General features: G+C 50.5%; 27 protein-coding genes and 3 tRNA genes. 11 read left to right on the top strand and 19 right to left on the bottom strand.

Features of this window, described 5'->3' with window-relative positions:
- Positions 1-36: 36 nt before the first annotated feature.
- Positions 37-897 (bottom strand): formyltetrahydrofolate deformylase, encoded by an 861-nt coding sequence (purU, locus tag BN3003_RS03300; RefSeq protein WP_058305307.1) that lies wholly within the window; start codon positions 895-897, stop codon positions 37-39.
- A 97-nt stretch (positions 898-994) separates the two neighbouring features.
- Between purU and BN3003_RS03295 the strand changes: the two genes are divergently transcribed.
- The 6 genes from BN3003_RS03295 to ptsP all read left to right on the top strand — a co-directional run bounded on the left by BN3003_RS03295 (position 995) and on the right by ptsP (position 5,751).
- Positions 995-1,243: a zinc-ribbon domain-containing protein gene (locus BN3003_RS03295; RefSeq protein WP_058305306.1), complete on the top strand. Its 249-nt coding sequence runs from the start codon at positions 995-997 to the stop codon at positions 1,241-1,243.
- Positions 1,244-1,449: 206 nt separating this feature from the next.
- Positions 1,450-2,118 (top strand): YczE/YyaS/YitT family protein, encoded by a 669-nt coding sequence (locus tag BN3003_RS03290; RefSeq protein WP_058305305.1) that lies wholly within the window; start codon positions 1,450-1,452, stop codon positions 2,116-2,118.
- A 294-nt stretch (positions 2,119-2,412) separates the two neighbouring features.
- On the top strand, positions 2,413-3,243 hold the full coding sequence (metF, locus tag BN3003_RS03285) for a methylenetetrahydrofolate reductase [NAD(P)H] (protein ID WP_058305304.1): 831 nt from the start codon (positions 2,413-2,415) through the stop codon (positions 3,241-3,243).
- A gap of 60 nt (positions 3,244-3,303) precedes the next feature.
- Positions 3,304-3,720, top strand: coding sequence for a PTS sugar transporter subunit IIA (locus BN3003_RS03280; RefSeq protein WP_058305303.1), 417 nt, complete (start codon positions 3,304-3,306; stop codon positions 3,718-3,720).
- The gene (locus BN3003_RS03275) at positions 3,717-3,986 is read left to right on the top strand and encodes an HPr family phosphocarrier protein (RefSeq protein WP_058305302.1); all 270 of its coding nucleotides are present in this window, start codon (positions 3,717-3,719) and stop codon (positions 3,984-3,986) included. The genes BN3003_RS03280 and BN3003_RS03275 overlap by 4 nt, the downstream gene beginning before the upstream one ends.
- A gap of 13 nt (positions 3,987-3,999) precedes the next feature.
- Positions 4,000-5,751 (top strand): phosphoenolpyruvate--protein phosphotransferase, encoded by a 1,752-nt coding sequence (gene ptsP / locus BN3003_RS03270; RefSeq protein ID WP_058305301.1) that lies wholly within the window; start codon positions 4,000-4,002, stop codon positions 5,749-5,751.
- 29 nt (positions 5,752-5,780) lie between these two features.
- Here the strand turns inward: ptsP and BN3003_RS03265 are convergent, their stop codons facing one another.
- The 4 genes from BN3003_RS03265 to BN3003_RS03250 all read right to left on the bottom strand — a co-directional run bounded on the left by BN3003_RS03265 (position 5,781) and on the right by BN3003_RS03250 (position 7,998).
- Positions 5,781-6,305, bottom strand: a complete 525-nt coding sequence (locus BN3003_RS03265; RefSeq protein ID WP_147645318.1) for a hypothetical protein — start codon at positions 6,303-6,305, stop codon at positions 5,781-5,783.
- A 118-nt stretch (positions 6,306-6,423) separates the two neighbouring features.
- A complete protein-coding gene (locus BN3003_RS03260) occupies positions 6,424-7,035 on the bottom strand; it encodes a BON domain-containing protein (RefSeq protein ID WP_058305299.1) in 612 nt (203 codons plus the stop codon).
- A gap of 21 nt (positions 7,036-7,056) precedes the next feature.
- A complete protein-coding gene (locus BN3003_RS03255) occupies positions 7,057-7,647 on the bottom strand; it encodes a phosphoheptose isomerase (RefSeq protein ID WP_058305298.1) in 591 nt (196 codons plus the stop codon).
- Positions 7,648-7,998 carry a YraN family protein gene (locus BN3003_RS03250; RefSeq protein WP_058305297.1) on the bottom strand — a complete coding sequence of 117 codons (351 nt, stop codon included), beginning with the start codon at positions 7,996-7,998 and terminating at the stop codon, positions 7,648-7,650.
- Positions 7,999-8,052: 54 nt separating this feature from the next.
- Between BN3003_RS03250 and rsmI the strand changes: the two genes are divergently transcribed.
- The 4 genes from rsmI to BN3003_RS03230 all read left to right on the top strand — a co-directional run bounded on the left by rsmI (position 8,053) and on the right by BN3003_RS03230 (position 10,379).
- Positions 8,053-8,928, top strand: a complete 876-nt coding sequence (gene rsmI, locus BN3003_RS03245) for a 16S rRNA (cytidine(1402)-2'-O)-methyltransferase (protein WP_058305296.1) — start codon at positions 8,053-8,055, stop codon at positions 8,926-8,928.
- A gap of 70 nt (positions 8,929-8,998) precedes the next feature.
- Positions 8,999-9,083, top strand: a tRNA-Leu gene (locus BN3003_RS03240).
- A gap of 509 nt (positions 9,084-9,592) precedes the next feature.
- Positions 9,593-9,677: transfer RNA gene (locus BN3003_RS03235), tRNA-Leu, on the top strand.
- A gap of 219 nt (positions 9,678-9,896) precedes the next feature.
- Positions 9,897-10,379, top strand: a complete 483-nt coding sequence (locus BN3003_RS03230) for a GNAT family N-acetyltransferase (RefSeq protein WP_058305295.1) — start codon at positions 9,897-9,899, stop codon at positions 10,377-10,379.
- On the opposite strand, the gene BN3003_RS03225 is transcribed toward BN3003_RS03230, so the two are convergent.
- The 6 genes from BN3003_RS03225 to BN3003_RS03200 all read right to left on the bottom strand — a co-directional run bounded on the left by BN3003_RS03225 (position 10,376) and on the right by BN3003_RS03200 (position 16,837).
- A complete protein-coding gene (locus BN3003_RS03225; RefSeq protein WP_058305294.1) occupies positions 10,376-10,867 on the bottom strand; it encodes a GAF domain-containing protein in 492 nt (163 codons plus the stop codon). The two genes, BN3003_RS03230 and BN3003_RS03225, sit on opposite strands and share 4 nt — an antisense overlap.
- 114 nt (positions 10,868-10,981) lie before the next feature.
- Positions 10,982-12,118, bottom strand: a complete 1,137-nt coding sequence (locus BN3003_RS03220) for an alpha-hydroxy acid oxidase (protein ID WP_058305293.1) — start codon at positions 12,116-12,118, stop codon at positions 10,982-10,984.
- Positions 12,119-12,141: 23 nt separating this feature from the next.
- Entirely contained in the window at positions 12,142-12,822 is a 681-nt protein-coding gene (locus BN3003_RS03215; RefSeq protein WP_058305292.1) for a Fe2+-dependent dioxygenase, read from the bottom strand.
- Between the two features lie 78 nt (positions 12,823-12,900).
- Positions 12,901-15,186: a TonB-dependent receptor gene (locus BN3003_RS03210; protein ID WP_234333004.1), complete on the bottom strand. Its 2,286-nt coding sequence runs from the start codon at positions 15,184-15,186 to the stop codon at positions 12,901-12,903.
- Positions 15,187-15,598: 412 nt separating this feature from the next.
- Entirely contained in the window at positions 15,599-16,330 is a 732-nt protein-coding gene (locus BN3003_RS03205) for a peptidoglycan DD-metalloendopeptidase family protein (protein ID WP_058305291.1), read from the bottom strand.
- A gap of 84 nt (positions 16,331-16,414) precedes the next feature.
- Positions 16,415-16,837 carry a DUF2147 domain-containing protein gene (locus tag BN3003_RS03200; protein ID WP_058305290.1) on the bottom strand — a complete coding sequence of 141 codons (423 nt, stop codon included), beginning with the start codon at positions 16,835-16,837 and terminating at the stop codon, positions 16,415-16,417.
- A gap of 173 nt (positions 16,838-17,010) precedes the next feature.
- Here BN3003_RS03200 and BN3003_RS03195 point away from each other — a divergent pair, with 173 nt between their 5' ends.
- A complete protein-coding gene (locus BN3003_RS03195; protein WP_058305289.1) occupies positions 17,011-17,502 on the top strand; it encodes a GNAT family N-acetyltransferase in 492 nt (163 codons plus the stop codon).
- A gap of 87 nt (positions 17,503-17,589) precedes the next feature.
- Here BN3003_RS03195 and BN3003_RS03190 read toward each other — a convergent pair whose 3' ends face one another.
- The 8 genes from BN3003_RS03190 to minE all read right to left on the bottom strand — a co-directional run bounded on the left by BN3003_RS03190 (position 17,590) and on the right by minE (position 25,257).
- Entirely contained in the window at positions 17,590-18,711 is a 1,122-nt protein-coding gene (locus BN3003_RS03190; RefSeq protein ID WP_058305288.1) for a DUF695 domain-containing protein, read from the bottom strand.
- Positions 18,712-18,771: 60 nt separating this feature from the next.
- Positions 18,772-19,215 (bottom strand): type II toxin-antitoxin system RatA family toxin, encoded by a 444-nt coding sequence (locus BN3003_RS03185; RefSeq protein WP_082625517.1) that lies wholly within the window; start codon positions 19,213-19,215, stop codon positions 18,772-18,774.
- A gap of 122 nt (positions 19,216-19,337) precedes the next feature.
- A complete protein-coding gene (locus BN3003_RS03180; RefSeq protein ID WP_058305287.1) occupies positions 19,338-19,979 on the bottom strand; it encodes a hypothetical protein in 642 nt (213 codons plus the stop codon).
- A gap of 68 nt (positions 19,980-20,047) precedes the next feature.
- The gene (dnaE, locus tag BN3003_RS03175; protein WP_058305286.1) at positions 20,048-23,506 is read right to left on the bottom strand and encodes a DNA polymerase III subunit alpha; all 3,459 of its coding nucleotides are present in this window, start codon (positions 23,504-23,506) and stop codon (positions 20,048-20,050) included.
- A gap of 43 nt (positions 23,507-23,549) precedes the next feature.
- A complete protein-coding gene (locus BN3003_RS03170; RefSeq protein ID WP_058305285.1) occupies positions 23,550-23,810 on the bottom strand; it encodes a PhaM family polyhydroxyalkanoate granule multifunctional regulatory protein in 261 nt (86 codons plus the stop codon).
- Positions 23,811-23,941: 131 nt separating this feature from the next.
- A tRNA-Met gene (locus BN3003_RS03165) sits at positions 23,942-24,018 on the bottom strand.
- Between the two features lie 55 nt (positions 24,019-24,073).
- Positions 24,074-24,994: a hydrogen peroxide-inducible genes activator gene (locus tag BN3003_RS03160; protein ID WP_058305284.1), complete on the bottom strand. Its 921-nt coding sequence runs from the start codon at positions 24,992-24,994 to the stop codon at positions 24,074-24,076.
- Positions 24,991-25,257, bottom strand: coding sequence for a cell division topological specificity factor MinE (gene minE, locus BN3003_RS03155; RefSeq protein ID WP_058305283.1), 267 nt, complete (start codon positions 25,255-25,257; stop codon positions 24,991-24,993). Before minE ends, BN3003_RS03160 begins: the two co-directional genes overlap by 4 nt.

The raw sequence follows: 25,257 nt of genomic DNA, 5'->3' as shown, positions 1-25,257 counted from the left end.
ACATTTACAGGCCGCTTTTACATCTCATCACGGGTTTTATTCAAACACCACCGTCTTATTGCCAAACACAATGATGCGGTCTTCCACATGCCACAACACCGCGCGAGCCAATACCTGACGCTCCACTTCAGCGCCGAGTTGGCGCAATTCGGTCACGGTATAGCGGTGGTCTACCCGCTTCACATCTTGCTCAATGATCGGCCCTTGATCCAAATCGGCGGTGACATAATGCGCGGTCGCTCCGATCAGCTTCACGCCTTTTTCATACGCTTGGCGATACGGATCGGCGCCCACAAATGCAGGCAAGAACGAATGGTGGATGTTGATGATTTTCATCGCCCATTGTTCGGTGAATTCAGCGCTGAGTATTTGCATGTAGCGCGCCAATACCAACACATCACAATCGGCCACCCATTCATTGATTTGCGCTTCGGCCGCGGCCTTGGTATCGGCCTGTACCTTCACCACATGGAATGGAATGTCAAAATGTTCAACCGCGTGGCGCAAATCTTCATGGTTACTGATGACGCAGGCGATGTCACACGGCAATTGGCCACGCGCATGGCGCCACAGCAACTCCATCAGCGCATGATCGTGTTTGGACACCAACAAGGCAATCTTCTTGCGCTCTTGTACCAAACTCAAGCGCCAATTCATTTGATAGCGCTCAGCCACGTTGCGGGTAAAATTATCGGTCAAGCTGTCCAATTGCTGCGGCAACTGCGGCAACACAAACTCCACCCGCATAAAATAATCGCCGCCCACAGCTTCAGTGGTGTACTGGTCTAAAGAAGTGATGTTGGCGCCGCTGTGAAACAAAAATCCTGAAACTGCTTGGACGATGCCAGCTTGGTCCTGACAATGAATTAACAGTCTTGCGGTGTGTTCGCTACTCATGTTGTTGCATTTACCTTATGCTGGAAAACAATACCCTATTGTAGCCATGCTCAGGCTAAAATGTCGCGTCTGCCGCTCTTTTTTATCCAGCCTACTTATGATTTTTATCTTCGGCATCAGCCCCAAGCAAACCTCGGTGCAAACCGGCGCATTCAATTGTCCCATTTGCCAAACCACCACCACTTACCAATGGCGGGCTCAGCGCTCGTATGTGTCGGTGTTTTTCCTGCCCTTGTTTCCCATAGGCAAGGAACAACACACATTGCGCTGCCAGCAATGCCACACCGTGTTACCAGAAAAATTCTTGCCCGATGCGGCCTGTAAACCCACAGAAGCTGCCGAATGATGCTGTTCACCAAATGCAACAATATGCTCACATACAGGCCGATATTCATTCACCAAACTAACAATATAATACTTTCATGATTTACTGGACAATGCGCCGGCTTCTTACCCTATTCTCAGTAAAATTCATTCAATTTTAAATAAAATCCATAATAATCAAAGTTTTTATTGATACTCTTTAGGACTTCAAGTTGATATAATGTATTAATGAAAACAATATACAAACGATTAACACTCTATGTGAGTGGCTTATTTATCTTGGCCTTAGGTTGCAGTTTTTCCATCATGGCCCACCTGGGCGTATCGCCTGTTTCCTCTTTGGCCTATTCCATTCATTTGATTACACCCTTGTCGGTCGGCACGGCCAGTGTCTGTGTGTACATGGTGTTTATTGCCATCCAAATGATTTTGAATCGCTGTGTCGATTTGCGCGAAGCCTGTTTGCAAATGATGCTGAGCGTCATCTTTGGCTTTTTTATGGACGCAACACTGTGGTTATTGGCGTTCTTGCCTGCAGCGAACACATGGTGGTTACAGGCCGCTTATTTGATCATCAGCTTGTGGGTAATTTCGTGTGGCTTAATCGGCTATTTCACCGCCAAACTGCCGCTCTTACCTTACGATGCCTTGAGTTTTGCGATTAAAAACCGTTTCGAGGTCACTTTCAGTCGCGCCAAAATCAGCGGCGATGTCATCAATGTGCTGGTATCGGCCAGTTTGTGCTGGATATTCTTACAGCAATGGGGCGCCATCGGCATAGGTACGGCCGTGGCTGCCATCAGCATAGGCAAAATCATGGGCTTTTTGAATCCAAAAATCCAACCCGCCTTATTGGCCTGGGTACACGCCCACACCCACCACCAAAACGCCCATTAAGCGCATTCTTACGGCTGCGATTGCGCCGTTCAAACCCCCTATAAGCGGCCTGTAAAATAATTCAGGCCGCTTATGCTTTTTCTTGTATGATGAAGACTCTAATCTGGCTTGGCCAGCGTGAAAATCGAACGAATGTTGCCGCACTTGCTCCAAATGCTGATGACTGGCCGCAGGTATGTGAATAAGCCAACATTTTTTGCTCACTTGGCATATACTCTTTATCAACGCTAACGATTGCCCTAAAGACGATGCTAAGGTATGGTTAAGACCTTTCTTCTGGCGAAATATTAACAAATGAACCGCACCCCTTTAAGCTTTGAATTCTTCCCTACCCGTACCGAAGAAGGACGGAAAAAAGTCGCGATTACCCGCCAACAATTGCGCCAATTTAACCCCGAGTTTTTCTCGTGCACTTTTGGCGCTGGTGGCACCACCCGCGATGGCACTTTGCAAACTGTGCTCGACATCATGGCAGAAGACACGCCCGCAGCTCCGCACTTATCGTGTGTCGGTTCCAGCCCAGAAGAAATCGGCGACATTTTGAACACCTACCGTTCACATGGCATCAAACACATTGTGGCCTTGCGCGGCGACATCCCATCGGGCATGGGCATGATGGATGGCTTTCGCTACGCCAATGAATTGGTGAGCTTCATCCGCGAACAACACGGCGATTGGTTCCACATTGAAGTGGCGGCTTACCCCGAATACCACCCACAGGCCAAAAGCGCCCAAGCCGACATAGACTTTTTTGTACAAAAATGCCGCGCCGGTGCCGACTCAGCGATTACGCAGTATTTCTACAATATTGATGCGTATTTCGCTTTTGTCGATGCAGTGCGCGCCAAAGGCATAGACATTCCCATCGTGCCGGGCATCATGCCCATCGCCAGCTTCAGCAATTTGTGCCGCTTCTCCGACATGTGTGGCGCTGAAGTACCGCGCTGGTTGCGCTTGAAATTGCAAGCCTATGGTGACGATACGGCGTCGATTAAGGCTTTGGGTTTGGACGTGGTTACCGATTTGTGTGACCGCCTGCTCAGCCAAGGTGCACCAAGTTTGCATTTTTACACCTTAAACCAAGCGGGTTTGGTGTCGACCGTGTGCCAACGTTTGGGTTATTGATATTCCACTTACAGGCCGCATATCGCTGATATCGGCCATGTTAATCAGCGAGTTAGCAGCATGATAGGATTGCTCATAGTGACCCATGAAACTTTAGGCCATGCCTTCAGTTCTTTGGTCAGTCATTTTTTTGGTCCCTGCCCTGACAATGTCAGGCTGCTCAACGTGGCCAAAGATGACACCCCCGACATCATTTTGGAACGCGCCTCTGCCTTGATACATGAAGTAAACCAAGGCCAAGGCGTGTTAATCTTAACCGATATTTTTGGCGCCACGCCGTGCAACATCTCACGCAAACTCATCCAATCCGATGATGTGATGATGTTAACCGGCCTGAATGCGCCGATGATGGTGAAAGCCATCCAGTATTCTGCATTACGCAATGATTTGAACTCACTCACCCAAGAAGTGAAAGAAGCGGCCTTAAACGGCATTATGGCACTAACCTACGAACCAGAAGAAGCGACACGAACATGATCAGCGCAGACCTTACCATAGAAAACAAATTGGGTTTACACGCCCGAGCTTCCAGCAAATTCACCCAAACCGCCGCCCAATTCCAATCGGAAATTTGGGTGTCGCGCAAAGACCGTCGCGTCAATGGCAAATCCATCATGGGTTTGATGATGTTGGCGGCCGCACAAGGTACGGTGATTACCTTGGAAGTGGATGGCGTGGACGAAGAAGCTGCCATGAATGCCTTGAAACAACTGATTGCCGACTACTTCGGCGAGGAAGAATAGTCTAAGGAGCAGCATGAGCATCGTGTTACACGGCATCGCCGTGGGCGGCGGCATTGCCATAGGTCGCGCCCTCTTATTGCAACAAGGATTGGACAACATTCCCCATTACGCTATCGAAGCGAATGAGGTGAAAGACGAGTGTTTGCGCTTTCAAACCGCGGTCAAACTGACGCGGCGGCAACTGGAACAATTGCGCAATACCATTCCTGAGAATGCCCCCACCGAATTGGGTGCGTTCATCTCTTTGCATTTGATGTTGTTAACCGATGTGACCTTATCACGCGAACCGATAGACATCATCGAAGAAAAAGAAATCAACGCCGAATGGGCGCTGCAAGTACAGCTTGAGCGTTTGTCACAGCAATTTGATGTCATCGAAGACGAGTATTTGCGCGAGCGCAAACAAGACATGTTGCAAGTGGGCGAGCGCATTTTCAAAAACCTGCGCGGCCATGAAATCGAATTGAATGTGAACAGCGACTTGTTCGATGACACCATTTTGATTGCACACGACATCTCGCCTGCCGACACCATCTTCTTCAAAGACAGCCGTGTCGCTGCTTTTGTGACCGATGTCGGCGGCCCAACCAGCCACACCGCTATTTTGGCGCGCAGCTTGGACATTCCGTCTGTCATCGCCTTACACAATGCCCGCCAAATCATCCAAGACGATGAGTGGGTGATTGTCGATGGCATAGACGGCGTGCTCATCATCGACCCTGATGAGAAAATTTTGGCCGAATACCGCAAACGCGCCAAAATCTACCGCAATCAAAAACGCCAACTGAACAAGTTAAAAAATACCGCTGCCACCACTGCCGACGATGTCAACATCCAAATCTTTGCCAATATTGAAGCACCGTCCGACATCGCTACCGCACACAAATATGCCATAGACGGCGTTGGCTTGTTCCGCAGTGAGTTCTTGTATTTGAACCGCGATACCTTGCCCACTGAAGACGAGCAATACGAAATCTATCTGGATGCGGTCAAACGCATGAAGGGCAAGCCGCTGACCATACGCACCGTCGATTTGGGCGTGGACAAAAACCCGCGCTGGTTCAGCCACGGCGATGCCTTGAATCCAGCCTTGGGCTTAACCGGCATACGCTTGTGTTTGGCCGAACCCATCATGTTCCGTACCCAAATGCGTGCCATTTTGCGTGCAGCCGTGCATGGGCCGATACGCATGTTATGGCCGATGATCGGTTCTTTAAGCGAATTGCGTTTGTGCCATGCCCATTTGGATTTGGCCAAGCAACAATTGTCTGACCGTGGCATCGTGTTTCAGGCCGACATACCCACCGGTTGCATGATTGAAATCCCTGCAGCCGCCTTGATGGTGACCAGCTTGCTGCGCCAAGTGGATTTTCTGTCCATAGGCACCAATGACTTGATTCAATACACGCTGGCCGTCGATCGCAGTGATGATGCGGTCAGCTATTTGTACCAACCGGCTCATCCTGCGGTGTTGAAACTGTTGACCCATATTTTGCGCAGCGCCATCAAAGCAGGAAAACCAGTGTCCATCTGCGGTGAAATGGCCGGCGACGACCGCTATACCCGTTTGTTACTGGGCATGGGTTTGCGCCAATTCTCCATGCACCCATCGAATATTTTGCGGGTGAAAAACATGATTGTGCACAGCAATACCGATGAGGTGGAAAAACAGGTTTGGCGCATTTTGCGCAATGATGACCCGAACAAAGTCGATGATTTATTGAAGAAACTCAATCAATTGGATGCACAAAAAACCGCTGCCTAAGGCAGCGGTTTTTTAGTTACAGGCTGCATTTAAAACAAATTGTCCATTTGTTTATTCGACTCTTTGTGTTGTTTGCTCACAGCGGCTTTGTCTGCTTTGTTGGCAGAAACCGAGGCCTTGGATTTGGGCTTGTCTTCATTATTGACTTCGGCCACCGCCACTTGCTGTTTCTTAGGCGCTGTTACCGGTTTCACCGCCACTTTGTCGACCAAAGCCGTGCCCGCATGTTTGGTTTCGGCCATGGTTTCAGCAGTTTTACCAGAAGTGCCACTGTCTACTACTGATTCATCCACATCAGCCGGTTTGGCAGGCAAGGTATTGCCGCTGACCACGCGGCTTTTGCCACCGCCCAAATCCATGATTTCCACACCTGGGTCTTTGGGTTTTTGGGTGTTTTCTGTCGCGTAAGTGTATTTGTTCATCGCCACAACGGCCATGCTGATCAAGCCGATGGACACGATGGCCATCAAACCAATGAGACCCCAAAACGCTTTGCCTATGCGCGAACGGCGTGGCTTGGTTTTGTTGGCGATGGTTGCAGTGCTGTTTTCCATGGTATTCACATCCGAAGTGTCCATATGACCTTGATAAATTAACAAAATATCGCCGCCACTTTAACACAAATACTTTAATGCGTCTGTATCTGGCCGCGCAGCGGCCAGATAACTCGACTTAAGGCGAAGTGGTGCTGGTAGTTGGGACAAAGGTTTCGTACAAAGTCACCACTTTTTGCACGCCCAAAGTGGTGCTGATTTGGGCGCTGACTGCGGCTTGCTCATCCGGCGTCAACACGCCTTGGGCATAGGTCACGCCATTGAAGGTGGTGATTTTGACATGGTTGGGATTGTAGCCTTGTGGCTTTAACAACATGGTACGGATTTTTGAGGTCAACCATGTGTCTTGGGCGGCATTAAAGTCGCGCGCTTGGCCGATGGTAATGTGGTTATAGACATTGTTCACAGCGGTTTGTGAACGCGCCACGCGTTCGGCAAAGTCTTTGGCCTCTTGATTCGGCACCACACCTAGCAATAAGATATTGCGGTTGTAACTGACTGTTTTGACATTAACATACACATCTTTGCCGCTTTGTTCTTTCAAATACCCATTAACAGTATTGCTCACTTGCAATTCCATCATTTGGTCATCGGCTTGTGCGCCAGTGCTGCGGCGATCCAATGCCGACAAGCCACCTGCGGCGATGCCACCAACGGCCAAAGCCGCGCAACCGCTGACCAATTGGGTTAAACTCAAACCGATGAGTGCTGCTGTTAATGCTTTTTTCATGCAATAGTCCTTACAGGCCGCTTACACATTGCCCATTAAAAGTTGATCGATGCCATCACAGATTGCGTGGATTAACAAAATATGGATTTCTTGAATGCGCGCGGTGCGTTGGTGCGCCACATTCAATAAGATGTCTTGGTCTTGCAATAAGTGCGCAATTTTGCCGCCGTCTTTGCCGGTTAAAGCCACCACACGCATATCGCGTTCGTGTGCCGCTTCAATGGCGGCAATGATGTTGGCAGAATTGCCAGAAGTTGAAATCGCCAACAACACATCGCCGCTGCGACCCAAGGCTTCCACTTGTTTGGAAAACACGCGGTTAAAATCGTAATCGTTGGCAATCGCTGTCAACGCTGAAGTATCGGTGGTTAAGGCGATGCCGGCCAAACCCATGCGTTCCATTTCAAAACGACCGACCAATTCAGCGGCGAAATGCTGCGCATCGGCAGCCGAACCGCCATTACCACACGCCAATACCTTGCCATCGTTTACCAAGGCCGCAAACATCAACTCGATGGCGGCGGCAGTAGCCTCTGCCAATAATTCTTGGTTGTCTTGTTTGGCCTTAATGCTTTCTGCAAAATGGTCAAATACGCGATCGCTTAAATTCATTTACATTCCAATTATGTTTTTGAGCCACTCGATGTGGCCTTCGCCATTGATTAACACCGCATCAAAACGGCATTCGGGCTCGGTCTGGTGTTCGGCTTGCAGATAGGTTTGGGCACTTAACAGCAATTTACGTTGTTTGCTGGCAGTAATCGACGCCGCTGCGCCGCCAAACTGCTCAGAGCTGCGCAGCCGCACTTCCACAAACACGCACACCGCCCCATCCCAAGCCACCAAGTCTATTTCGCCGCTTTTGCAATGCCAATTGCGCACCACGATACGGCAACCTTGCGCCTGCAAATACTGGGCAGCTCGCTCTTCTGCAGCCATGCCTGTCGGATGTTGTAAGCGCATGCCACTCTCCGCATATGATAGTATCACACCATTGAAATGCCCAATGAGACTACAGTGTTACAACCCCTAATAGAACGCGCCCAAGAGCGCTTAGAGCCACAAACATTATATGTGGTGGCCACGCCGATTGGCAATTTATCCGACATTACCTTACATGCTCTTGCAGTTTTAAGCAAAGCAGACTTGGTGTGCGCAGAAGACACGCGAGTCACAGGGCAATTGCTGGCCGCTTATGGCATCAAAGCCAAACTCATCAGCGTGCGCGAACAAAATGAACAAGCGATGACGGTCAAAATCATCGAAGCCTTGGCCGCAGGCCAAATCGTTGCCCAAGTGTCTGATGCAGGTTCTCCGGCCGTGTGCGACCCCGGTTCGCGTTTGGTCGCTGGCGTGCGTGCGGCGGGTTACAAAGTGTCACCTGTGGTCGGCGCCAGTGCCGTGATTGCCGCCTTGTCTGTGGCCGGCATTACCGCGCCTGATTTTTATTTTGCCGGTTTTATTCCATCCAAACCGAGCGAGCGCCGCAGCGTGTTAACCACATGGCAAAACATCGCCCAAACCATCGTCAGCTACGAAACACCGCACCGCATTGAAGCCACATTGGCCGACATGCAGGCTTTGTTTCCAGAGCGCGTGGTGATGTTGGCACGTGAAATCACCAAAACCTTTGAAACCTTCTTAATCGGTACGCCGAGTGAGTTACAGGCCGCTTTGGCACAAGACAGCAACCAAAGCCGCGGTGAAATGGTGTTAATCGTGCACCCGCTCGAAAACAGCCATGAAGACGCGATTGCGCCCGAAGCTGAACAATTATTAAACCTGTTATTGGACGACATGCCATTGAAAAAAGCCTGTGACATCGTGCACCGCACTTTTTCTGCCAACAAAAAACAGTTATATGACTTGGGTTTAACATTAAAGTCGAAATAAATGTGTGACATTGTGTTGACAAGAAAAATGATAGGCTTATAATGCCAATCCTCAGTAAGCCAAATCCACTGCCCAGGTGGCGAAATTGGTAGACGCAGGGGACTCAAAATCCCCCGCCGCAAGGTGTGTCGGTTCGAGTCCGACCCTGGGCACCATGGAAAATAAACCGCGATTCGCGGTTATTTTTTTGTCTGTTGTTTCTGTGTTATCCCATTGTGCTGGTGTCGGTTTCAGTACCACCCTCTTTAGTCAGTATCTCGTTTTGCCCAACAGGGCACGTCATTCATATGGATGAATGTTTAGTATCCTTCTTAGCAACGCAATAAGAAATAATCTGCCCTGACCTGATTCTTCTGCATAGGGAATGTTCTCATACACAGATTTCCAGCATATGACTGTACTGTTTGACACATTGCCGACCATGGCTGAGCATTTCTCTCCTTATTTTTTGCTTATTTATTGCTTACTTCACATCTGTTCATCCCTCTTTTTTGCACGGAATTTGGTCACAAGAAAACTATTTCCAATATCGACATTTATTTAAGATTTTGTTTTTATGGCTGTTTCAAAAATAGTGCCGATTTTTTAAAAAACTCTCGCAAAAAAGCGTTGACAGTCATCAATTATGCTTTATAATGTCGGTCTTCAGTAAGCCAAATCCACTGCCCAGGTGGCGAAATTGGTAGACGCAGGGGACTCAAAATCCCCCGCCGCAAGGTGTGTCGGTTCGAGTCCGACCCTGGGCACCATGGAAAATAAACCGCATTCTTGCGGTTATTTTTTTGCCTGTCGCAAACGCAAAAAACGATAGCAGCTGCCATCTACTTGGCATCCCTATCTGCCTCAACTCTCACACCATGTCGCGCCCACGCCACTACTCAAAACGATATTCAATAAGCGGCCTGTAATACCCACACGATTGTCATCTTCCGCGTTTACAGTATGTGTTTTGACCTTGCCCTTAGTCCATGTTGATTGAAACCCAAGACGCGGCATTACTGCACCACATCATGCAACAGGCTTTTGCCGAATACCGCCACGACGCCTCGCCTTCCAGTGCTTTGGATGAAAGCATAGACAGCATCAAGCTGGAATTACACAATGGCATGCGCGCCTTTGTGTGGCAACACCAGCAGCAAACTGTGGCGATGGTGAAAACCCAGTGGCGGCAAGATGTGCTGTATTTTGCGCGTTTGGCCGTCTTGCCCAGCTTTCGTGGACAAGGCCATGTCAAACACTTATTAGCGGCTTTAGCAAAGCTCGCACTGACGCACGGTTACACGGCAATGGAATGCAAAGTGCGCGCCGAAGTCAGCCGCAATGTGGCGCTCTACCAAGGTCTGGGTTTTGTCTGTGTGGCCAGCGAAACCGTACACAAAGAAAATGGCACCGCAGTGCCAACTCTTACCATGCGCAAAGCGCTGCGGGAATCAATGAACAACCCGTTTTAAGCGGGCACGTCCGAACTTGCCAACAATACCGCCACCACTTGCTGTAAAAATTCGGCATCGGTGTCGTCAAACATCGCCAAGTCGGCGCTGTCTATGTCGAGCACGCCCACACAACGCTCGCCCAATAGCATCGGCACGACAATTTCCGATTGCGACAAACTGCTGCAAGCAATGTGGCCAGCAAATTGGTTCACATCTGGCACAACAATGGTCTGCGCTTGCGCCCACGCGCTGCCACACACGCCGCGGCCTTTTGCAATACGCGTGCACGCAATCGGGCCTTGAAACGGCGCCAACACCAACTCTTCGCCACGCACCACATAAAAGCCTATCCACAGCCAATCGAATTGCTGTTTCAACACCGCACACACATTGGCCATATTGGCGACAAAATCGCGCTCATCGCTGATTAAGGCTTGAATCTGTGGCAACAGGCTTTGGTATTGCTCTTGTTTGCTGCCGCTTTGTTGGTAAAACGTTTCTGCCATTTTGCACCCGCACAAAAAACCACATCATACCATTACAGCCATACCTGCATACAAAGCGGCCTGTAAACCGATTCAGCAAGTTTACAGGCCGCATGTGACACATCCATAAGGACATCAAGCGCGGAACAATACCGACTCATCCAATTCCTGCACATGGGCACAGCCTACTTGCGCCATCGCCAATTCAAATTCCACCCGCAACACGTGCAACATGTGCGCCACGCCCAACATGCCAGCGACTGCCAAAGCATGCAATTGCGGCCGCCCCACCATCACCGCATCGGCGCCCATCGCCAAGGCTTTGACCATGTCCGTGCCCCAACGTATGCCACCATCAAGCAGTAATGGCACATCTGCACCCACGGCGGCGCGTAGGTGTGGTAACACGGTTAATGGCGACACCATGCCATCGAGTACCCGTCCACCGTGATTGGAGACGACGATGCCATTGGCACCGGCAGCAATGGCTTGTACAGCATCGGCAGGGGCGACGATGCCTTTGACCAAAATCGGCTTGTCAGTGCGCGCCCGCAGCCACGCCAAATCCTCCCACGTGGGCGCATGTTCGGTAAAGCTGGAACCGAACACCAAGCGCTCATCCAACAATTGGCTGGTGTGTTTGTGTTGCGCATCCATGTCGACATTGACCGCGTTCACACCCGCTGGCAGATTCAAACTGCTGCGCTTGTAATGCGCGTCTACCGTCCACATGATGGCTTCAAAACCGGCATCAGCAGCGGCCTGTAACACTGCCGCCGTCTGCTTCCGTGTGGGCTGGGAATACAATTGCAACCACAGCGGCGGTACAGGCCGCTTTAAATCATGCGCTGCGGCTTCTGCAGTGCGGCGGATGTCAGCAAAGCGGCGACTGGACAAGGTGCTGACCACCATCGCCGTTTGCAGCGCCACCGCGGCCTGTACCGTGGCCAATTCGGCCTCGGGATGCACCAAGCCATGGTAAGCCACCGGCGCCAGCAACAGCGGTGCACGGTGAAAGCGGCCAAACATATCGACACCGGTATGGCCTTGGTGCACCGAACGCAATACGCGTGGCAACAAGGCGATGTCATCAAACGATGAGCGATTGGCGGCCAAACTCAGGTTTTGGTCGCTGCCGCTTTGGATGTAATGCCAAATGTCGTCGGCAATAAAATCGCGCGCCCACACTTCGTAATCACGCACATGCTGTATCTCGGTCGGTATCTGCCTCAATGCGGCCTGTAAAATATGGGCATGTTGTGGCTGCGTCATACAATACTCTCCTCAATACGGGTTTAGGTGTGCGACCATTGTCGCAATAAATTGTGGTACACCCCGCTTAAGCGGCGGCCAGCTTCGCTCTTGGCATCGGCCTGTAACACTTGCTGGATGGCCACATCCAAATCGTACAGAATTTGCCTTTGCTCATTCGAGGCCACCAAGCTTTGCGTCCAGAAAAACGCGCCTATGCGTGTGCCAGCAGTGACAGGCTCAACGCGGTGCAAACTGGTGGCAGGATAGACGATGGCATCGCCAGCATTCAATTTCACCCGTTGCTCGCCATAGGTATCGCTGATGACCAACTCGCCGCCCTCGTAAGCATCGGCATCGCTCAAGAACACCGTCGTCGACACATCGCTGCGCACTTTGTCGCCCGTATGCGGCATGGTGAAGATGGCATTGTCGATATGGTCGCCATACGTGGTGCCGCCTGCATAGCGATTAAACAGCGGTGGCAACACCTTCAACGGCAAGGCCACCGACATGAATAAGGGGTTTTGCGCCAGCTTTTCCAAAATCAATTGCCCTACTTGCTGCGCCGCCACATTGTCACGCGGCAATTGCTGATTGGTTTTCACATGTTGGGCGATGTGACCGGCGGTCAAGCGGCCATCTTGCCACTCTTGCTGTTCCAATAATGCACGACAGCGCGCCGCTTCGGTCACACTCAGCAGCGCTGGAATTTGTAGCAACATTTTCATTCCTTCATACAAACAACCCCATCATCTTAAACGAGGATGGGGTTGTGATTTTATCCTAAACGCAAAGAATGTTTAGAATGTCAGTTTCAAACTGGCCACTGCCGCGCGGCCTGTACCCAAAGTGGCGTAATGGGTAGAGTAAGTTGAGCTGTAGTATTCTTTGTCGGTCAAGTTGTACACATTCAACTGCGCTTTGGCATTTTTGCTGATTTGGTAAGACAGCATCGCATCGTAACGGGCGTAGCCAGGAATGCCTTTGATCAATACCGCATCACCGTTTTTGGTGTAGCTGCCCACTGCATCGCTTTGTGCGTACATGCCCACACCCGCAGTCAATTTAGGCGTGATTTTGTAGCTGGTCCACAAGCTGCCGCTGTGACGTGGGGTATTGAAGAAGTCACGGCCTTGCGCCACGTTGTCAGAGCCATCAGCATTTTTCGCCAATTTTTTCTGTTCGCTGCTCATAAAGGTATAGCCACCGAACACTTCCCAGTTTTCGGTAATGCGGCCTGTAAAGCCCAATTCAAAACCGTCGACCACTTTTTCACCGGCCATGCGTGCAATGCCGTTTTCCACGATACGGGTGTTAGTCACTTCATTGCGGAAGATGGCGCCAGTCAACGACAATTGGTTGTCGAGCACATCCCATTTGGTACCGATTTCGTAAGAACGGGTTTTTTCTGGTGCCATATCGTTGGCATTGTTCACAGGATTACGACCGGTGGTGCTGTTGCTAATGCCTTGGTCTTCCAAGCCTTGACCCAAGAATGAGTTGCCTGGGGTAGAAGCGGTAGCGATGTTGGCGTAAATGCTGCCATTAGGCAAAGGTTTGTACACCAAGCCCAATTGGTAATTCCACAAATTGTCGGTGCGTTTGAAACGTTCCGCATCAGGTGCTTGTGAGCTAGACTCATAATGGTCAAAACGCACACCGGCATTCAACAACCATTGTGGGTTGAATTCTATGGTATCAAACGCGTACACAGATGTGGTTTTGGTGCGGTATTTGGTCGCATCTGGCAAGGTGTAATCGAACAACCATGGGTCGTTAGGCGTAGGGTTGTTCAAGTCGGTACACATATAGTCACCAGCCGCACCCGTGCCATTTTTACAGGTATTGCTGCCCGATTGTACGGCCATGCTTTGTACGTCTGATTTTTCATAAGCCAATTCCAAACCGACGTTATAGCTGTGTTTCAACGCGCCAGTGTCGAATTTACCAGTCAAATCGGTCACGTTTTGGTAAGTGGTGGTGTCGCTGCTGCGCGCATTACCACGGCGCCATACCATGCCGTTTTGTACGTTGCCTTTGCTGTCGTCAGGTTGGGTCCATACGTAGTCTTGGCTAGAACGCGCGGCGCGGAAGACGTTGCGCAATTTCATGTCTTCGCTGAAATCGTGCTCAAACGTCACCGTACCTTGGTCGGTTTTTTCTTTGCGGAAATCGCGGTTCAACATGCCGTACCAGTTTTCGCGGTTGCCGCCAAACGTCGGACGGTACACATGTTCACCTGATGTTGGCAATTTGCCCACAGGGTATAAGAACGGCACGCCGCCATCAGGAATGTCGTCTGTTTGGTAGTGGTAATAAGCCAAGCTCAAGCGGGTGTCGGTGTCCAAACCAAATGCCACCGAAGGCGCGAAACCCCAGTGCTTGTTTTCAGGACCTTCACGACCGGCCACATCTTCTTTCAAGCCCATGGCATTGAAACGGAAGGCCATGCCATTGTCGGTAGACCAGTTGGTATCAACGCTACCGCGGACGTATTTGTCTGTGCCCACGCCCAAATCAATGTGGGTGAAGTCGGTGTTTTGTGGTTTTTTGGTTTCGATGCTGATGCTGCCACCGGCACCGCCACGGCCATTAAAGGCTGAGTCTGCGCCTTTGATGACTTCTACTTGCTGTACGTTAAAGGTTTCACGTGAACCGGCAGCAATGTCGCGCAAGCCGTCGATGGAAATGCTTTGTTGTGAGTTGATGCCGCGGATGTACGGTTGGTCACCGGTTGGGTTACCGCCCTCGCCGGCACCGAAGGTGATGCCTGGGGTTGAGCGCAAGGCTTCTTCCAAGGTATTGGTGCCGCGTTGGTCCAACACTTCACGCGAAATCACTTGCACGGTTTTAGGGGTATCACGCAGTGGTGCGGTGAATTTGTTTGAAGCCGATTCCTTCACTTGCACTGGATTGCTTGGTGACGCTGTGACTTCAATATTCGACAACTCAGTGTCTGCTTCCACTGCAGGCGCTGCCCATGCACTGGTGGCAAACGGCATGGTCAACAAAAAAGCTGCCATGGTTGGGGCAACGTATTGAGCGGCGTCTTGACGCGACGTCGCTTTGCGATTCGTTTTTTTCATAATGGTTGAGTGACCTTCAAGACTAGACAGATGACTGAGCTGTGCACTATTGGCACAGGGCAGCAATTTCCCAAGCATGCTTCCTAATCATCTGTGTGAAAACACTTTATAAATAGGAATCATTCTTTTTAAGATTCGTAGTATAAAGTTAAGTAAAGGTTTTTCACAGCATTTTTATCCATTTACCTGCATGGATTTTGGAATAAATGATAAGAATTATTGCTATCATTTTGATTTAATACGCATTTTCAGTCACTGCGATTTTGCAGAAAAAATCTGGCTTATGGATGATGTGTGGTCAAAACGACGAAGGCCGCTTCAAATGAGGCGGCCTGTAAACAGTGATTTGGCGGAGAAGCGCTTAGTGAATCGCCTTAGAGAATCAAAAATAAGCAGTAGTGAAAGCCCACTGCTACCAATACAAATTCGGATTGACGGCTTTGCCGTTTTGGCGCACTTCAAAGTGCAATTTCACCCTATCCGCGCCAGACGAGCCCATGGTGGCCAATTGCTGGCCTTGTTTCACTTGCTCGCCCTCGCTGACCTTGATTTGGTCATTGTGCGCATACACGGTAAGCAGGCTTTGGCTGTGCTGCACCATCACCACATTGCCGTAGCCGCGCAAGGCATTGCCGACATACACGACTTTGCCCGCACCAGCGGCTTTAATCGCCTCGCCTTGGTTGCCGGCAAAATCCACTCCTTTATTGCTGCCGCCATTGAAATTGGCCAATACCGAACCGCTTACAGGCCGGCTCAAACGCACATTGCCGACATTAACCGCAGAGCTCGGTGCAGACCAAGCGCCAGTCGGTTTGGAGGCAGTGGTTTTATTTGAGGTATTGCTGGCGACATTGCCGGTCGCACTGCGGCTGACGCGGATCAATTGTCCCACTTCAATTTGACTGGCATCGCGCAAACCATTCCAGCGCGTCAAGGTTGCCACGCTTTGGTTGTAGCGCAAGCCGATGCGGTACAGGTTTTCACCGCGGACAACACGGTGGTAGCCGGCGGGCACGGGGCCGTTGTTTTTGTATTGTGAACCGGTGCCAGTACGCACATCGACATTGGATGAGGACTGGCAAGCGCTGATGAGCAACACGCTCACAACGGACAAACTGGTGATTAAGGCGGTCTTTTTCATGTGGCTGATAATACCGTCTGCCTTGGCTTGCGGGCAAATAAAAAGACCGCCTTGATGGGCGGCCTTACTTATTTTTGCACGGGCTTACTGAACGCGCTGCCAAGTTTGGGTGCGACCCAAAGCCGACACGCCAATGTAGCCGCGCACTTTCAGGGATTTGCCACCGTTGGCCAATTCGGCATTGGCTTTGTAGGTTTTACCCGATTTCGGGTCAAAAATGCTGCCACCGCTGTAGCCATCGCCATCGGCTTTTAAGCCACGCACCACGGTTAAACCCACCAACGGGCCGCCTTTTTGCGCGCCGCTACAGCCCGCACATTTGTTTTCCACACCGGCTTCCAAACTGATGATGCGGCCTGAATAACTGTCGCCATTTTTGCTGATTTGCACGATGGCTTTGGGCTTTTTGGTTTCATCATCGATGGTGCGCCATTTGCCTGAGATGTCTTGCGCCATGGCCAAGCCGGCGGAACACAACATACTGAGCAATAAAACATGTTTAATCATTTCTCGTCTCCAAATGTAGGAAAATCATGCCACCGTTTAGAATGGTTTTGATGGTTGAGCCTATTGAATCACGTTTTTTCAAACATGTGTTTGAAATTTTAGAGTAACTACCCGCATACTTAGTTCTTATACTGTTGTCTTCCCTCTTCAATGTTGTGACAAGGATACACACAATGCCGATACGCCAAGCGCGTGCTGCCGACTTACCCACCATCGTCGCCATTTACAACAGCACAGTTGCCGGCCGCCAAGTGACCGCAGATTTAAAACCCGTCACCGTAGACGAACGCCAAACTTGGTTCGATGCCCATCAAAAACCGCATCGTCCCATGATGGTTTTGTGCAACGAGCAAGACCAAGTGTTGGCTTGGGCCACTTTCAGCGATTATTATGCCCGCGCCGCTTACGACATCAGCGCCGAAATCAGTCTGTATGTGGACGAACAACAACGCGGCCAACGCTTGGGACAAACCTTGCTGGAACACATGTTAGACCTCGCACCGGCGCTGAATATCCGCAACGTCATTGCGGTGATTTTTGCCCACAATACTCCGAGCGTGCGCATGTTTGAAAAAAACGGCTTCAGCCTGTGGGGCACTTTGCCGAATGTGTGTGAATTGGACCAAGACGAGGTCAGCGTGGTGTTATTGGGCAAACGTTTGTAAGCTGTATTTTGTAAGCTGTATAAGTTTAAAAAAGCGGCCTGTAAATAATTACAGGCCGCTTTTATCCTCTTGTTCACACATGCAGGTTTAATCATCTTCATGTGCCATGCGCTCGAAGCGCTGCAGCGACAGCCAGTATTTGTCTTGAAACAAATCGTAGCTGATGTCCATCTCTTGACTGTATTGCGGCATCAAACGCTCCAATGCCCGCGTTGCTTCAACAAAATGTTTGCAGGCAATGTAAACCAAACGCATGTCATCCCCAGTTTCTCGCCCCAAATTCAAATAACCTTCGTGTTCTGGCAAGGCCGCCACCACTGCCTCTTCAAACGCTTCCATCTGTTGGTAAATGTGTTTGGACGGCATGCCATTCAAGCCGCTGCCATCGTAAGCTATGTGCAGCGTCAACATCCACGGATGCGAGGGCTTGTGCGGCCATGCCAATAAGGTACTGTCTATGATGCCGACGATGAGTTGGCCATTGTCGGTTTCGCCTTCAAAACTGGCGAACTCGTCTTGGTCGCTGTTGTAATACACATCGCCATAAGCCTGTTGCCACGCTTGGTGTTTGCTGGCCAAATACGCTGCCAATTCCGCCATAGGTCGCAAAGCTTGGGTGGCCTCGCGCGGGCTGAGAATGTCGAGTTTGTCGATGTGGGTGACCGAAACCCATTCTCCCAGCAAATTGTCCATGTACACATACACGCCGCTGCTGAGTTCGTTTTCAGTGGCTGTGGCATCGCTGTGCACGATGGCAATGTCCACCACATGCGGGTAAGCGCTGTTTTCACGTGGGTAAAAATGTAAGGTATCGGCGCTGTATGTGCGTCCGGCCATATTGATGCCAAAACCCTCTAGGTGACAGGCAGGTTTCAAAGCCACAAAACGCCAACCGGCAATGTCGGGCGCAGCCGCCACCAAGTCCTCAATAAAGGCGAAATTCTTGTACACCCCATCGGCGGTAAACACCAATTCGGCCACGCCCGCTTCGGCCTCGCCAGCCAAAAAATAAATCCCCTCGTGCATGCGGTCTAACCATGCCGATAAGGGATCAAAAAAAACGCTTTCAATTTCTTCTTGCTGCAATACCGCTTGATGAAAATGCGGCGACTGCGCCTGAAACCAAGCCCAAAACGTGTCTTTATCATTGACCACATTGTTCACGACGATGGCCTGATCTCGGCCCAATAACTTCTGCAAAAACCCCATTCCCGTCTCCCCAGATTCATGCACCCCATGCACAGACCATGATGCGGCCTGTAAATATCCTCAAGCCTCCAAATATTGTTTCAAAGCCTGCAAACGCTTGTCCATATCGCGCTTGAAATGCCAACGTGCGAACGGCGTGAGCATTTCACCCAGCACGCCCCAACGCAAATCAAAATGGTAGGTAAAAATCACTTCTGAATGGTTGGCATCAATTTTGTGCACATTCCATGCGCCACTAAAACGCTTCAGTATTTTCGGGCCTTTGACCATTTGCACCGCCGCCACTGCCGGTCGGTTGAACGAAATATAACGCGACACCATCACCGAACCATTGTGGTTTTTGCAATACGAATCCACCCCCACCGCCGGCTCAGGCGCATCTTTCAACAAGTAGGCCTCACTCAAATACGGGTCCCACTCCAAACGACGGGAATAGTCTTGGGTCAAATCAAACACCACCTCCTGTGGCTGGGCAATTTTGATTGCAGTACGGATGGTCTTCATGGCATTCCCCTTCAACACAGCTCTAATCAATTATCACAAGCAAATTGGAATCCAACTATCTTATTTTCATAAAATAAATATGCATAAAAAGCGGCCTGTAAATCATTTACAGGCCGCATTTATCAATACCGTATCACACGCAGCTGAAACCGCTGTGCCAATAGCTTGGCCACCCGGTCTAGGTCTTTGCTCCAAGTGTCCATAATGATCCAACCCTCTCCCGCTCCGATGGGCTTTAAGATCAGTGCATACCCGCCACAGATTTCCAATTGGTATGGGCCTGCTTGCAAATCAACAATGTGTTGTTTGGCACCACACTCAATGATGAGCTTGGCTCTGTGCACATACAAATGGCAATGGCCTGCCGGTGGTGCATGACGCCAATACGCATACACATCTTCTCTAAAACGCATGATGCCTCCTTCAGTGCGCGGATAATTTTGGTCTGTTATCAGCACCCTCCTAGGGTAGACATACGGGCAGACAAAAAACCAGATGCTCAGCATAAGACTGAATAACACATACCACCAACACAGCCACCGCACGCCGTCCCAATCTGCAGGCGCAAATTGCTGGCACAGCAAGCCCAACACGATGCTGAAACCCAAATGCCACCCTACCCAACGGCGATGGCGCTGGTCTTGCTGCAAACTCCAACGCGGCGACGGCAGCCCCCAAGAAATGGATGCCTGCTCATGTGTCAGTGCATATTCAACCCGAGCCAACATTTGCCCTGCACTTTCTTGTGCCCATTCCTCCTGCATGCACCGCCTCCCCATTGCATTCAAAAAAAGCGGCCTGTAAATCATTTACAGGCCGCTTGTTTATGTCATCACCACACCACTTCTACCGCATCTTGTCCCAGCAATTCACTCAATTGCTTGAGCAAGACACTGTCTATGCCGATTTGCCACGGCGTTTGCGGTTTTAATTCTGCGCGCACTTGTGGGTGTTCGTATGAGACTTTCAGACCGACATAGCCTTGCCCACGGCTGCCGCCCAATAAGGCCGACAGTTTGACCACATCGGTGTGCGGCGTCATGGTTAGGCACAGACTGCGGGCAAACGCGCTGCGTGCGCCATCGAAATCGTAAATGCCGTCTGAATTGATGCGCACTCCGCCACCACCATTGTATTCATCGCGCGCGACTTTGCATTCAAACAGCAATACTTGGTCGGTTTTGAGCAGGTGTTGGTGTTGTTCATACGAGCCGCCGGCCACCACCACTTCCAGTTTGGCGGTTTCGTCTTCCACCATCACAATGGCCATTTTGCCGCGTCGGCCCATGATGGTGCGCACGCCGGTGACAAAGCCGCCTATCCACTGCTTATGGTCGGCAGGTTTGATGTCAGCCAAGTCTTTTTTGGCAAATCCACGGATGGTGGCGCGATACGGCGTGAACGGATGGCCTGAATAGTAAAAGCCCAAAGCCTGTTTTTCCTCGGCCAATTTGTCCGATTCCGACCACGGCGCCACGTATTCCATTTCCACTTCAGGCATGGCCGAAGCATCGTCGATAAAGTCGAACAGACCGCCTTGGTTGGCATTGGCGGCTTTTTGGTCGGCATATTCCATCGCCAAACCGACATTGCCGAGCAACATGGCGCGATTCGGCTCGATTTCATCAAACGCGCCGCCACGGATTAAGGCTTCGACGGTGCGTTTGTTGACGTGTTGTTTGCCAACGCGTTCGCAGAAATCAAACAGGCTAGTGAACGGCCCACCGTGTTCGCGTGCTTCCACAATCGCGTTCACCGCCGCTTCACCCGTGCCTTTGATGGCGCCCATGGCGTAACGGATTTTCTTGCCCGCTTCGGGATGGAAGCGGTAGTAAGATTCGTTCACCGATGGCGGCAGGAATTTGATTTTGTTGATGCGGCTGGTGGCATCGTCGTAAAAGATTTTCAGCTGGTCGGTATTGTCCAGCTCTGATGACATCGTTGCCGCCATGAATTCGGCCGGATAATGGTATTTGAGCCACGCGGTTTGGTAGGAAACCAAGGCGTAAGCGGCGGCATGCGATTTGTTGAAACCATAGCCGGCGAATTTTTCCATGTAGTCGAAAATTTCATTGGCATTCTTCTCGGTAATGCCATTTTTGGCCGCACCCTCGACGAATATGCCGCGGTGCTTGACCATTTCCTCAACTTTTTTCTTACCCATGGCGCGGCGCAACAAGTCGGCACCACCAAGTGTATAACCGCCACACACCTGCGCCGCCTGCATCACCTGTTCTTGGTACACCATGATGCCGTAAGTCGGCTCCAACACCGTCGACAACAAGTCATGCAGGTATTCAAATTTCTCGCCGTGCATGCGGCGGATAAAATCCGGTATCAAGTCCATAGGGCCGGGGCGGTACAAGGCCACGAAGGCAATGATCTCTTCAAACTTGCTCGGCTCGGCTTCCATCAACATGCGGCGCATACCGGCCGACTCGAACTGGAACACCGCCGTGGTATTGCCCTCAGCGAAAATATGCTGGTAAGTATCGGCGTCATCCAGCGGAATGTAATTCACATCCACCACATCACCGGTCACTTCTTTAATGAAGTTTTGCGCCATCTCGATGATGGTCAAGTTACGCAGACCCAAGAAGTCAAATTTCACCAAGCCGGCTTGCTCGACGTCGTCTTTGTCGAACATGGACACCGGTGAGGTGTCTTCGCCTTGCGCTTGGTAGACGGGACAGAAATCGGTGAGTTTGCCCGGTGCAATCAATACCCCACCTGCGTGCATGCCAGTACCGCGGGTCAAGTCTTCCAGTTTTTGCGCCAATACCATCAATTCATCTGCTTCTTCGGCTTCGATGATTTCGGCAATTTGCGGCTCGGCTTCCATCGCTTTCTTCAAGCTCAGCGGCTTGTTTTGCTCCAAAGGAATCAGCTTGGACAAACGGTCACACAGGCTAAACGGCAAATCCAATACCCGTCCCACGTCGCGAATGACCGCTTTCGACGACAGCGTGCCAAAAGTCACAATTTGACTCACGGCATCGTGGCCGTAATGGTCGCGCACATAATGAATCACGCGGCCACGGTTGGCTTGGCAAAAGTCAATGTCGAAGTCAGGCATGGACACACGTTCTGGATTCAAGAAGCGCTCAAACAGCAAGGCGTATTTGAGTGGGTCCAAATCGGTAATCTTCAGCGCATACGCGACCAACGAGCCCGCGCCCGAACCCCGACCGGGGCCGACAGGACAACCATTTTGTTTGGCCCAGTTAATGAAATCTTGGACGATGAGGAAATAACCGGGGAAACCCATTTGGATGATGGTGTGCAACTCATAATCCAAACGCTGCTGGTATTCCGGATAGCGCGCCGTGCGCTCAGCCTCATCGGGATACAAAATCGCCATGCGTTCGGCCAAACCATCGTTGGACAAATGCACCAAATAATCGTCTAGCGTCATGCCGTCTGGGGTTGGGAATTGCGGCAAAAAGTGCTCGCCCAACACGATTTCGACATTACAGCGTTTGGCAATTTCGACCGAGTTTTGTAAGGCTTCGGGCAAATCGGCAAAACGCGCTTCAAACTCATCCGCCGGCACAAAATACTGCGATGGGTAGAAATTCTTAGGACGGCGGGTGTCCGCCAACACATAGCCCGAGGCAATGCACACGCGCGCTTCGTGCGCTTGGAAATCGTCTTTGTTCAAAAACTGTGCCGGATGGGTGGCGACTATCGGCAAATCCAAAGCCTGCGCCAAGTGCAAACTGCCTACGACCGCGTTTTCCCATTCAGGCTTTTCCGGCAGACGCTGCAATTCCAAATAAAAACGGTTCGGGAACAACGCCGCCAGTTCTGTCGCCACTTGCTGTGCTTGTTCAGGCCGCCCTGCCAACAAATGTTGACCGATGCTGCCCATGTGCGCGCCAGACAAACAAATCAAACCGCTGTTATCGCCGTTTTTCAGCCATGAATAGCGCAAGCGAAAATCCATTTTATCGCGGTCATCATCGACATAAGCTTGGGTAATCAGCTCACACAAACGCTTAAACCCTGGCTGATTGCGCGCAATCAACATCAAGCGGTAAGGCTTATTGTCGCCCTCACCCTCGGCATCGTCTTGCACCCACACGTCTAACCCTATGATCGGTTTGATGCCCGCACCACGGCAAGCCTTGTAAAACTTGACCATGCCAAACAGGTTCATCAAATCCGAAATGCCCAAAGCCGCGAAACCCATGGCACTGGCATGTTTAACCGCTTCTTTAATGCGTATCATGCCGTCTTCTATCGAAAACTCAGTGTGCATGCGCAGTGGAATGTAGCGAGGGAAAGTCATGTGTTACAGCCTAATAAAAGCGGCCTGTAAAGCCGCTGCAAGATTAATCTGGTTTGTTCGTGTTGAGGTTTTCACTCATTTGACTGAGAGAGTTGAAAAACAGCTTTTGCTGTTCCAACACTGCCAATTGGGATTGTACCATTTGCAAATTGAAACTTAACCACAGCTCGACGCTTTGCAATTCAGAAATTTTCTTCTGTACTTCTTCGGCCGACATCGGTGGCAAGAAAGGCGCCATTTGCGGATTGGCGTTTTGCCAAAACTGCTGCCACAAAGAAAATGGATTGTTCTCACTGGGATTCATAACACTCCTTCGCATAAGTTGGGTCGAAAGGGAAAGCATCAATACCGCATTGCCATCTCATTGTAACTTAGCTCAGGCAAAATAGCGTCCTGAAATGTAAAAAACCAGCCATTAGGCTGGTTTTTAGAAACTGGTTGCGGGGGCAGGATTTGAACCTACGACCTTCGGGTTATGAGCCCGACGAGCTACCATGCTGCTCCACCCCGCGTCAGAAATGTAACTATAATTCATCTGCTGCACTGCGTCAAGAGTTTTTGTTAAATTTATTGATTAACGAACTTCACGCCTGCCAATTGCGAATGGAAAATAGCGGTTTGTATGGTGTCTAATGCTTTTTGACGCACGAAGTGACGACGTGCTGCCAAAAGCACGCGACGTTCTGGCGCTGGCGCTTTAAACGGAATGATGCTGAATAACATGTGATCATTTTCAGTTAAAGACGTCGCTGGCAACACACTGATGCCCAAACCAGACGCCACCATATGGCGAATGGTATTGATGGAGCTGCCTTGCAAGGTATTGGTCAAGCCTTTGATGCGTTGGCGGCTGGCCAATTCCACACAGCTGTCCAATACTTGGTCGCGCATGCAATTGCCTTCGGTCAACAACAACACTTGTTCGTCGGCCAATTCTTGCGTGGTAATCTCATCCATCTCTTCAAACACATGGCCTTTGGGTGTGATCACAAAGAAAGGCTCATCGTACAAAGGAATGGTCACCACGCCGGCTTCTTGATATGGATCGGCCACCACAATCGCATCGAGTTCGCCTTTTTTCAACATCTCGGTCAACACGGCGGTGTGGTTTTCTTCCAGCATCAATGGCATTTTCGGAGCCAAATCACGCAAAGACACAATCAATTTCGGCAATAAATACGGCGCCACGGTGAAAATCAAGCCGAGTTTGAATGAACCTTCCAACTCATTTTGCTCTTCTTTGGCCAATTGCTTGATCATGTCGGCCTCTTCCAACACCCGTTGCGCTTGATCCAAGATGCGCAAGCCGGCGTCGGTAGGGCGTATTTCATTGCTGCTGCGGTCGAACAAGGCCACACCCAATTCTTCTTCCAATTTTTTAATTGCAATCGAAAGTGTGGGTTGGCTGACGAAACAGCGTTGGGCAGCACGACCAAAATGGTGTTCTTGCGCCACAGCAACAATATAGCGTAACTCAGTTAAGGTCATGTAGAGGCTTTCTTAGGTTCCGGCAGGGTAATGTTCAACTCCAACATTTCCATGCCGTCATGTTGCTCTTGTGAGATGCGGATGTCGTCTGGCGAAATATTCACATATTTGGCCAACACCTCCAACAACTCTTTCTTGAGCATAGGCAAATAATCTGGAGCCTGTGATTGAACGCGCTCTTGAGCGATGATGATCTGCAACCGATCTTTTGCTGTGGCGGCCGTATTCTTCTTACGGCCCAGCAATAAATCCAATAAAGACAT

It is taken from the genome of Vitreoscilla massiliensis (assembly GCF_001457815.1).
In the GTDB taxonomy this organism is placed as follows: Bacteria; Pseudomonadota; Gammaproteobacteria; order Burkholderiales; family Neisseriaceae; genus Vitreoscilla; species Vitreoscilla massiliensis.
Note: the sequence above shows the minus strand (reverse complement) of the source record. Positions and strands in the feature narration are given on the sequence as shown.

Bases quoted from the DNA above. Each gene is read 5' to 3' on its own strand.
- BN3003_RS03275 (WP_058305302.1), top strand. From the start codon at position 3,717: ATGATCAGCGCAGACCTTACCATAGAAAACAAATTGGGTTTACACGCC.
- dnaE (WP_058305286.1), bottom strand. From the start codon at position 23,506: ATGACTTTCCCTCGCTACATTCCACTGCGCATGCACACTGAGTTTTCG.
- BN3003_RS03170 (WP_058305285.1), bottom strand. From the start codon at position 23,810: ATGAATCCCAGTGAGAACAATCCATTTTCTTTGTGGCAGCAGTTTTGG.
- minE (WP_058305283.1), bottom strand. From the start codon at position 25,257: ATGTCTTTATTGGATTTATTGCTGGGCCGTAAGAAGAATACGGCCGCC.
- BN3003_RS03210 (WP_234333004.1), bottom strand. From the start codon at position 15,186: ATGAAAAAAACGAATCGCAAAGCGACGTCGCGTCAAGACGCCGCTCAA.
- BN3003_RS03255 (WP_058305298.1), bottom strand. From the start codon at position 7,647: ATGAATTTAAGCGATCGCGTATTTGACCATTTTGCAGAAAGCATTAAG.
- BN3003_RS03180 (WP_058305287.1), bottom strand. From the start codon at position 19,979: ATGCAGGAGGAATGGGCACAAGAAAGTGCAGGGCAAATGTTGGCTCGG.
- BN3003_RS03205 (WP_058305291.1), bottom strand. From the start codon at position 16,330: ATGAAAAAGACCGCCTTAATCACCAGTTTGTCCGTTGTGAGCGTGTTG.
- BN3003_RS03230 (WP_058305295.1), top strand. From the start codon at position 9,897: ATGTTGATTGAAACCCAAGACGCGGCATTACTGCACCACATCATGCAA.
- BN3003_RS03195 (WP_058305289.1), top strand. From the start codon at position 17,011: ATGCCGATACGCCAAGCGCGTGCTGCCGACTTACCCACCATCGTCGCC.
- BN3003_RS03215 (WP_058305292.1), bottom strand. From the start codon at position 12,822: ATGTTGCTACAAATTCCAGCGCTGCTGAGTGTGACCGAAGCGGCGCGC.
- metF (WP_058305304.1), top strand. From the start codon at position 2,413: ATGAACCGCACCCCTTTAAGCTTTGAATTCTTCCCTACCCGTACCGAA.
- ptsP (WP_058305301.1), top strand. From the start codon at position 4,000: ATGAGCATCGTGTTACACGGCATCGCCGTGGGCGGCGGCATTGCCATA.
- BN3003_RS03260 (WP_058305299.1), bottom strand. From the start codon at position 7,035: ATGAAAAAAGCATTAACAGCAGCACTCATCGGTTTGAGTTTAACCCAA.
- BN3003_RS03225 (WP_058305294.1), bottom strand. From the start codon at position 10,867: ATGGCAGAAACGTTTTACCAACAAAGCGGCAGCAAACAAGAGCAATAC.
- BN3003_RS03290 (WP_058305305.1), top strand. From the start codon at position 1,450: ATGAAAACAATATACAAACGATTAACACTCTATGTGAGTGGCTTATTT.
- purU (WP_058305307.1), bottom strand. From the start codon at position 897: ATGAGTAGCGAACACACCGCAAGACTGTTAATTCATTGTCAGGACCAA.
- BN3003_RS03160 (WP_058305284.1), bottom strand. From the start codon at position 24,994: ATGACCTTAACTGAGTTACGCTATATTGTTGCTGTGGCGCAAGAACAC.
- BN3003_RS03295 (WP_058305306.1), top strand. From the start codon at position 995: ATGATTTTTATCTTCGGCATCAGCCCCAAGCAAACCTCGGTGCAAACC.
- BN3003_RS03250 (WP_058305297.1), bottom strand. From the start codon at position 7,998: ATGCGCTTACAACATCCGACAGGCATGGCTGCAGAAGAGCGAGCTGCC.
- BN3003_RS03200 (WP_058305290.1), bottom strand. From the start codon at position 16,837: ATGATTAAACATGTTTTATTGCTCAGTATGTTGTGTTCCGCCGGCTTG.
- BN3003_RS03280 (WP_058305303.1), top strand. From the start codon at position 3,304: ATGATAGGATTGCTCATAGTGACCCATGAAACTTTAGGCCATGCCTTC.
- BN3003_RS03220 (WP_058305293.1), bottom strand. From the start codon at position 12,118: ATGACGCAGCCACAACATGCCCATATTTTACAGGCCGCATTGAGGCAG.
- BN3003_RS03265 (WP_147645318.1), bottom strand. From the start codon at position 6,305: ATGGAAAACAGCACTGCAACCATCGCCAACAAAACCAAGCCACGCCGT.
- BN3003_RS03185 (WP_082625517.1), bottom strand. From the start codon at position 19,215: ATGAAGACCATCCGTACTGCAATCAAAATTGCCCAGCCACAGGAGGTG.
- BN3003_RS03190 (WP_058305288.1), bottom strand. From the start codon at position 18,711: ATGGGGTTTTTGCAGAAGTTATTGGGCCGAGATCAGGCCATCGTCGTG.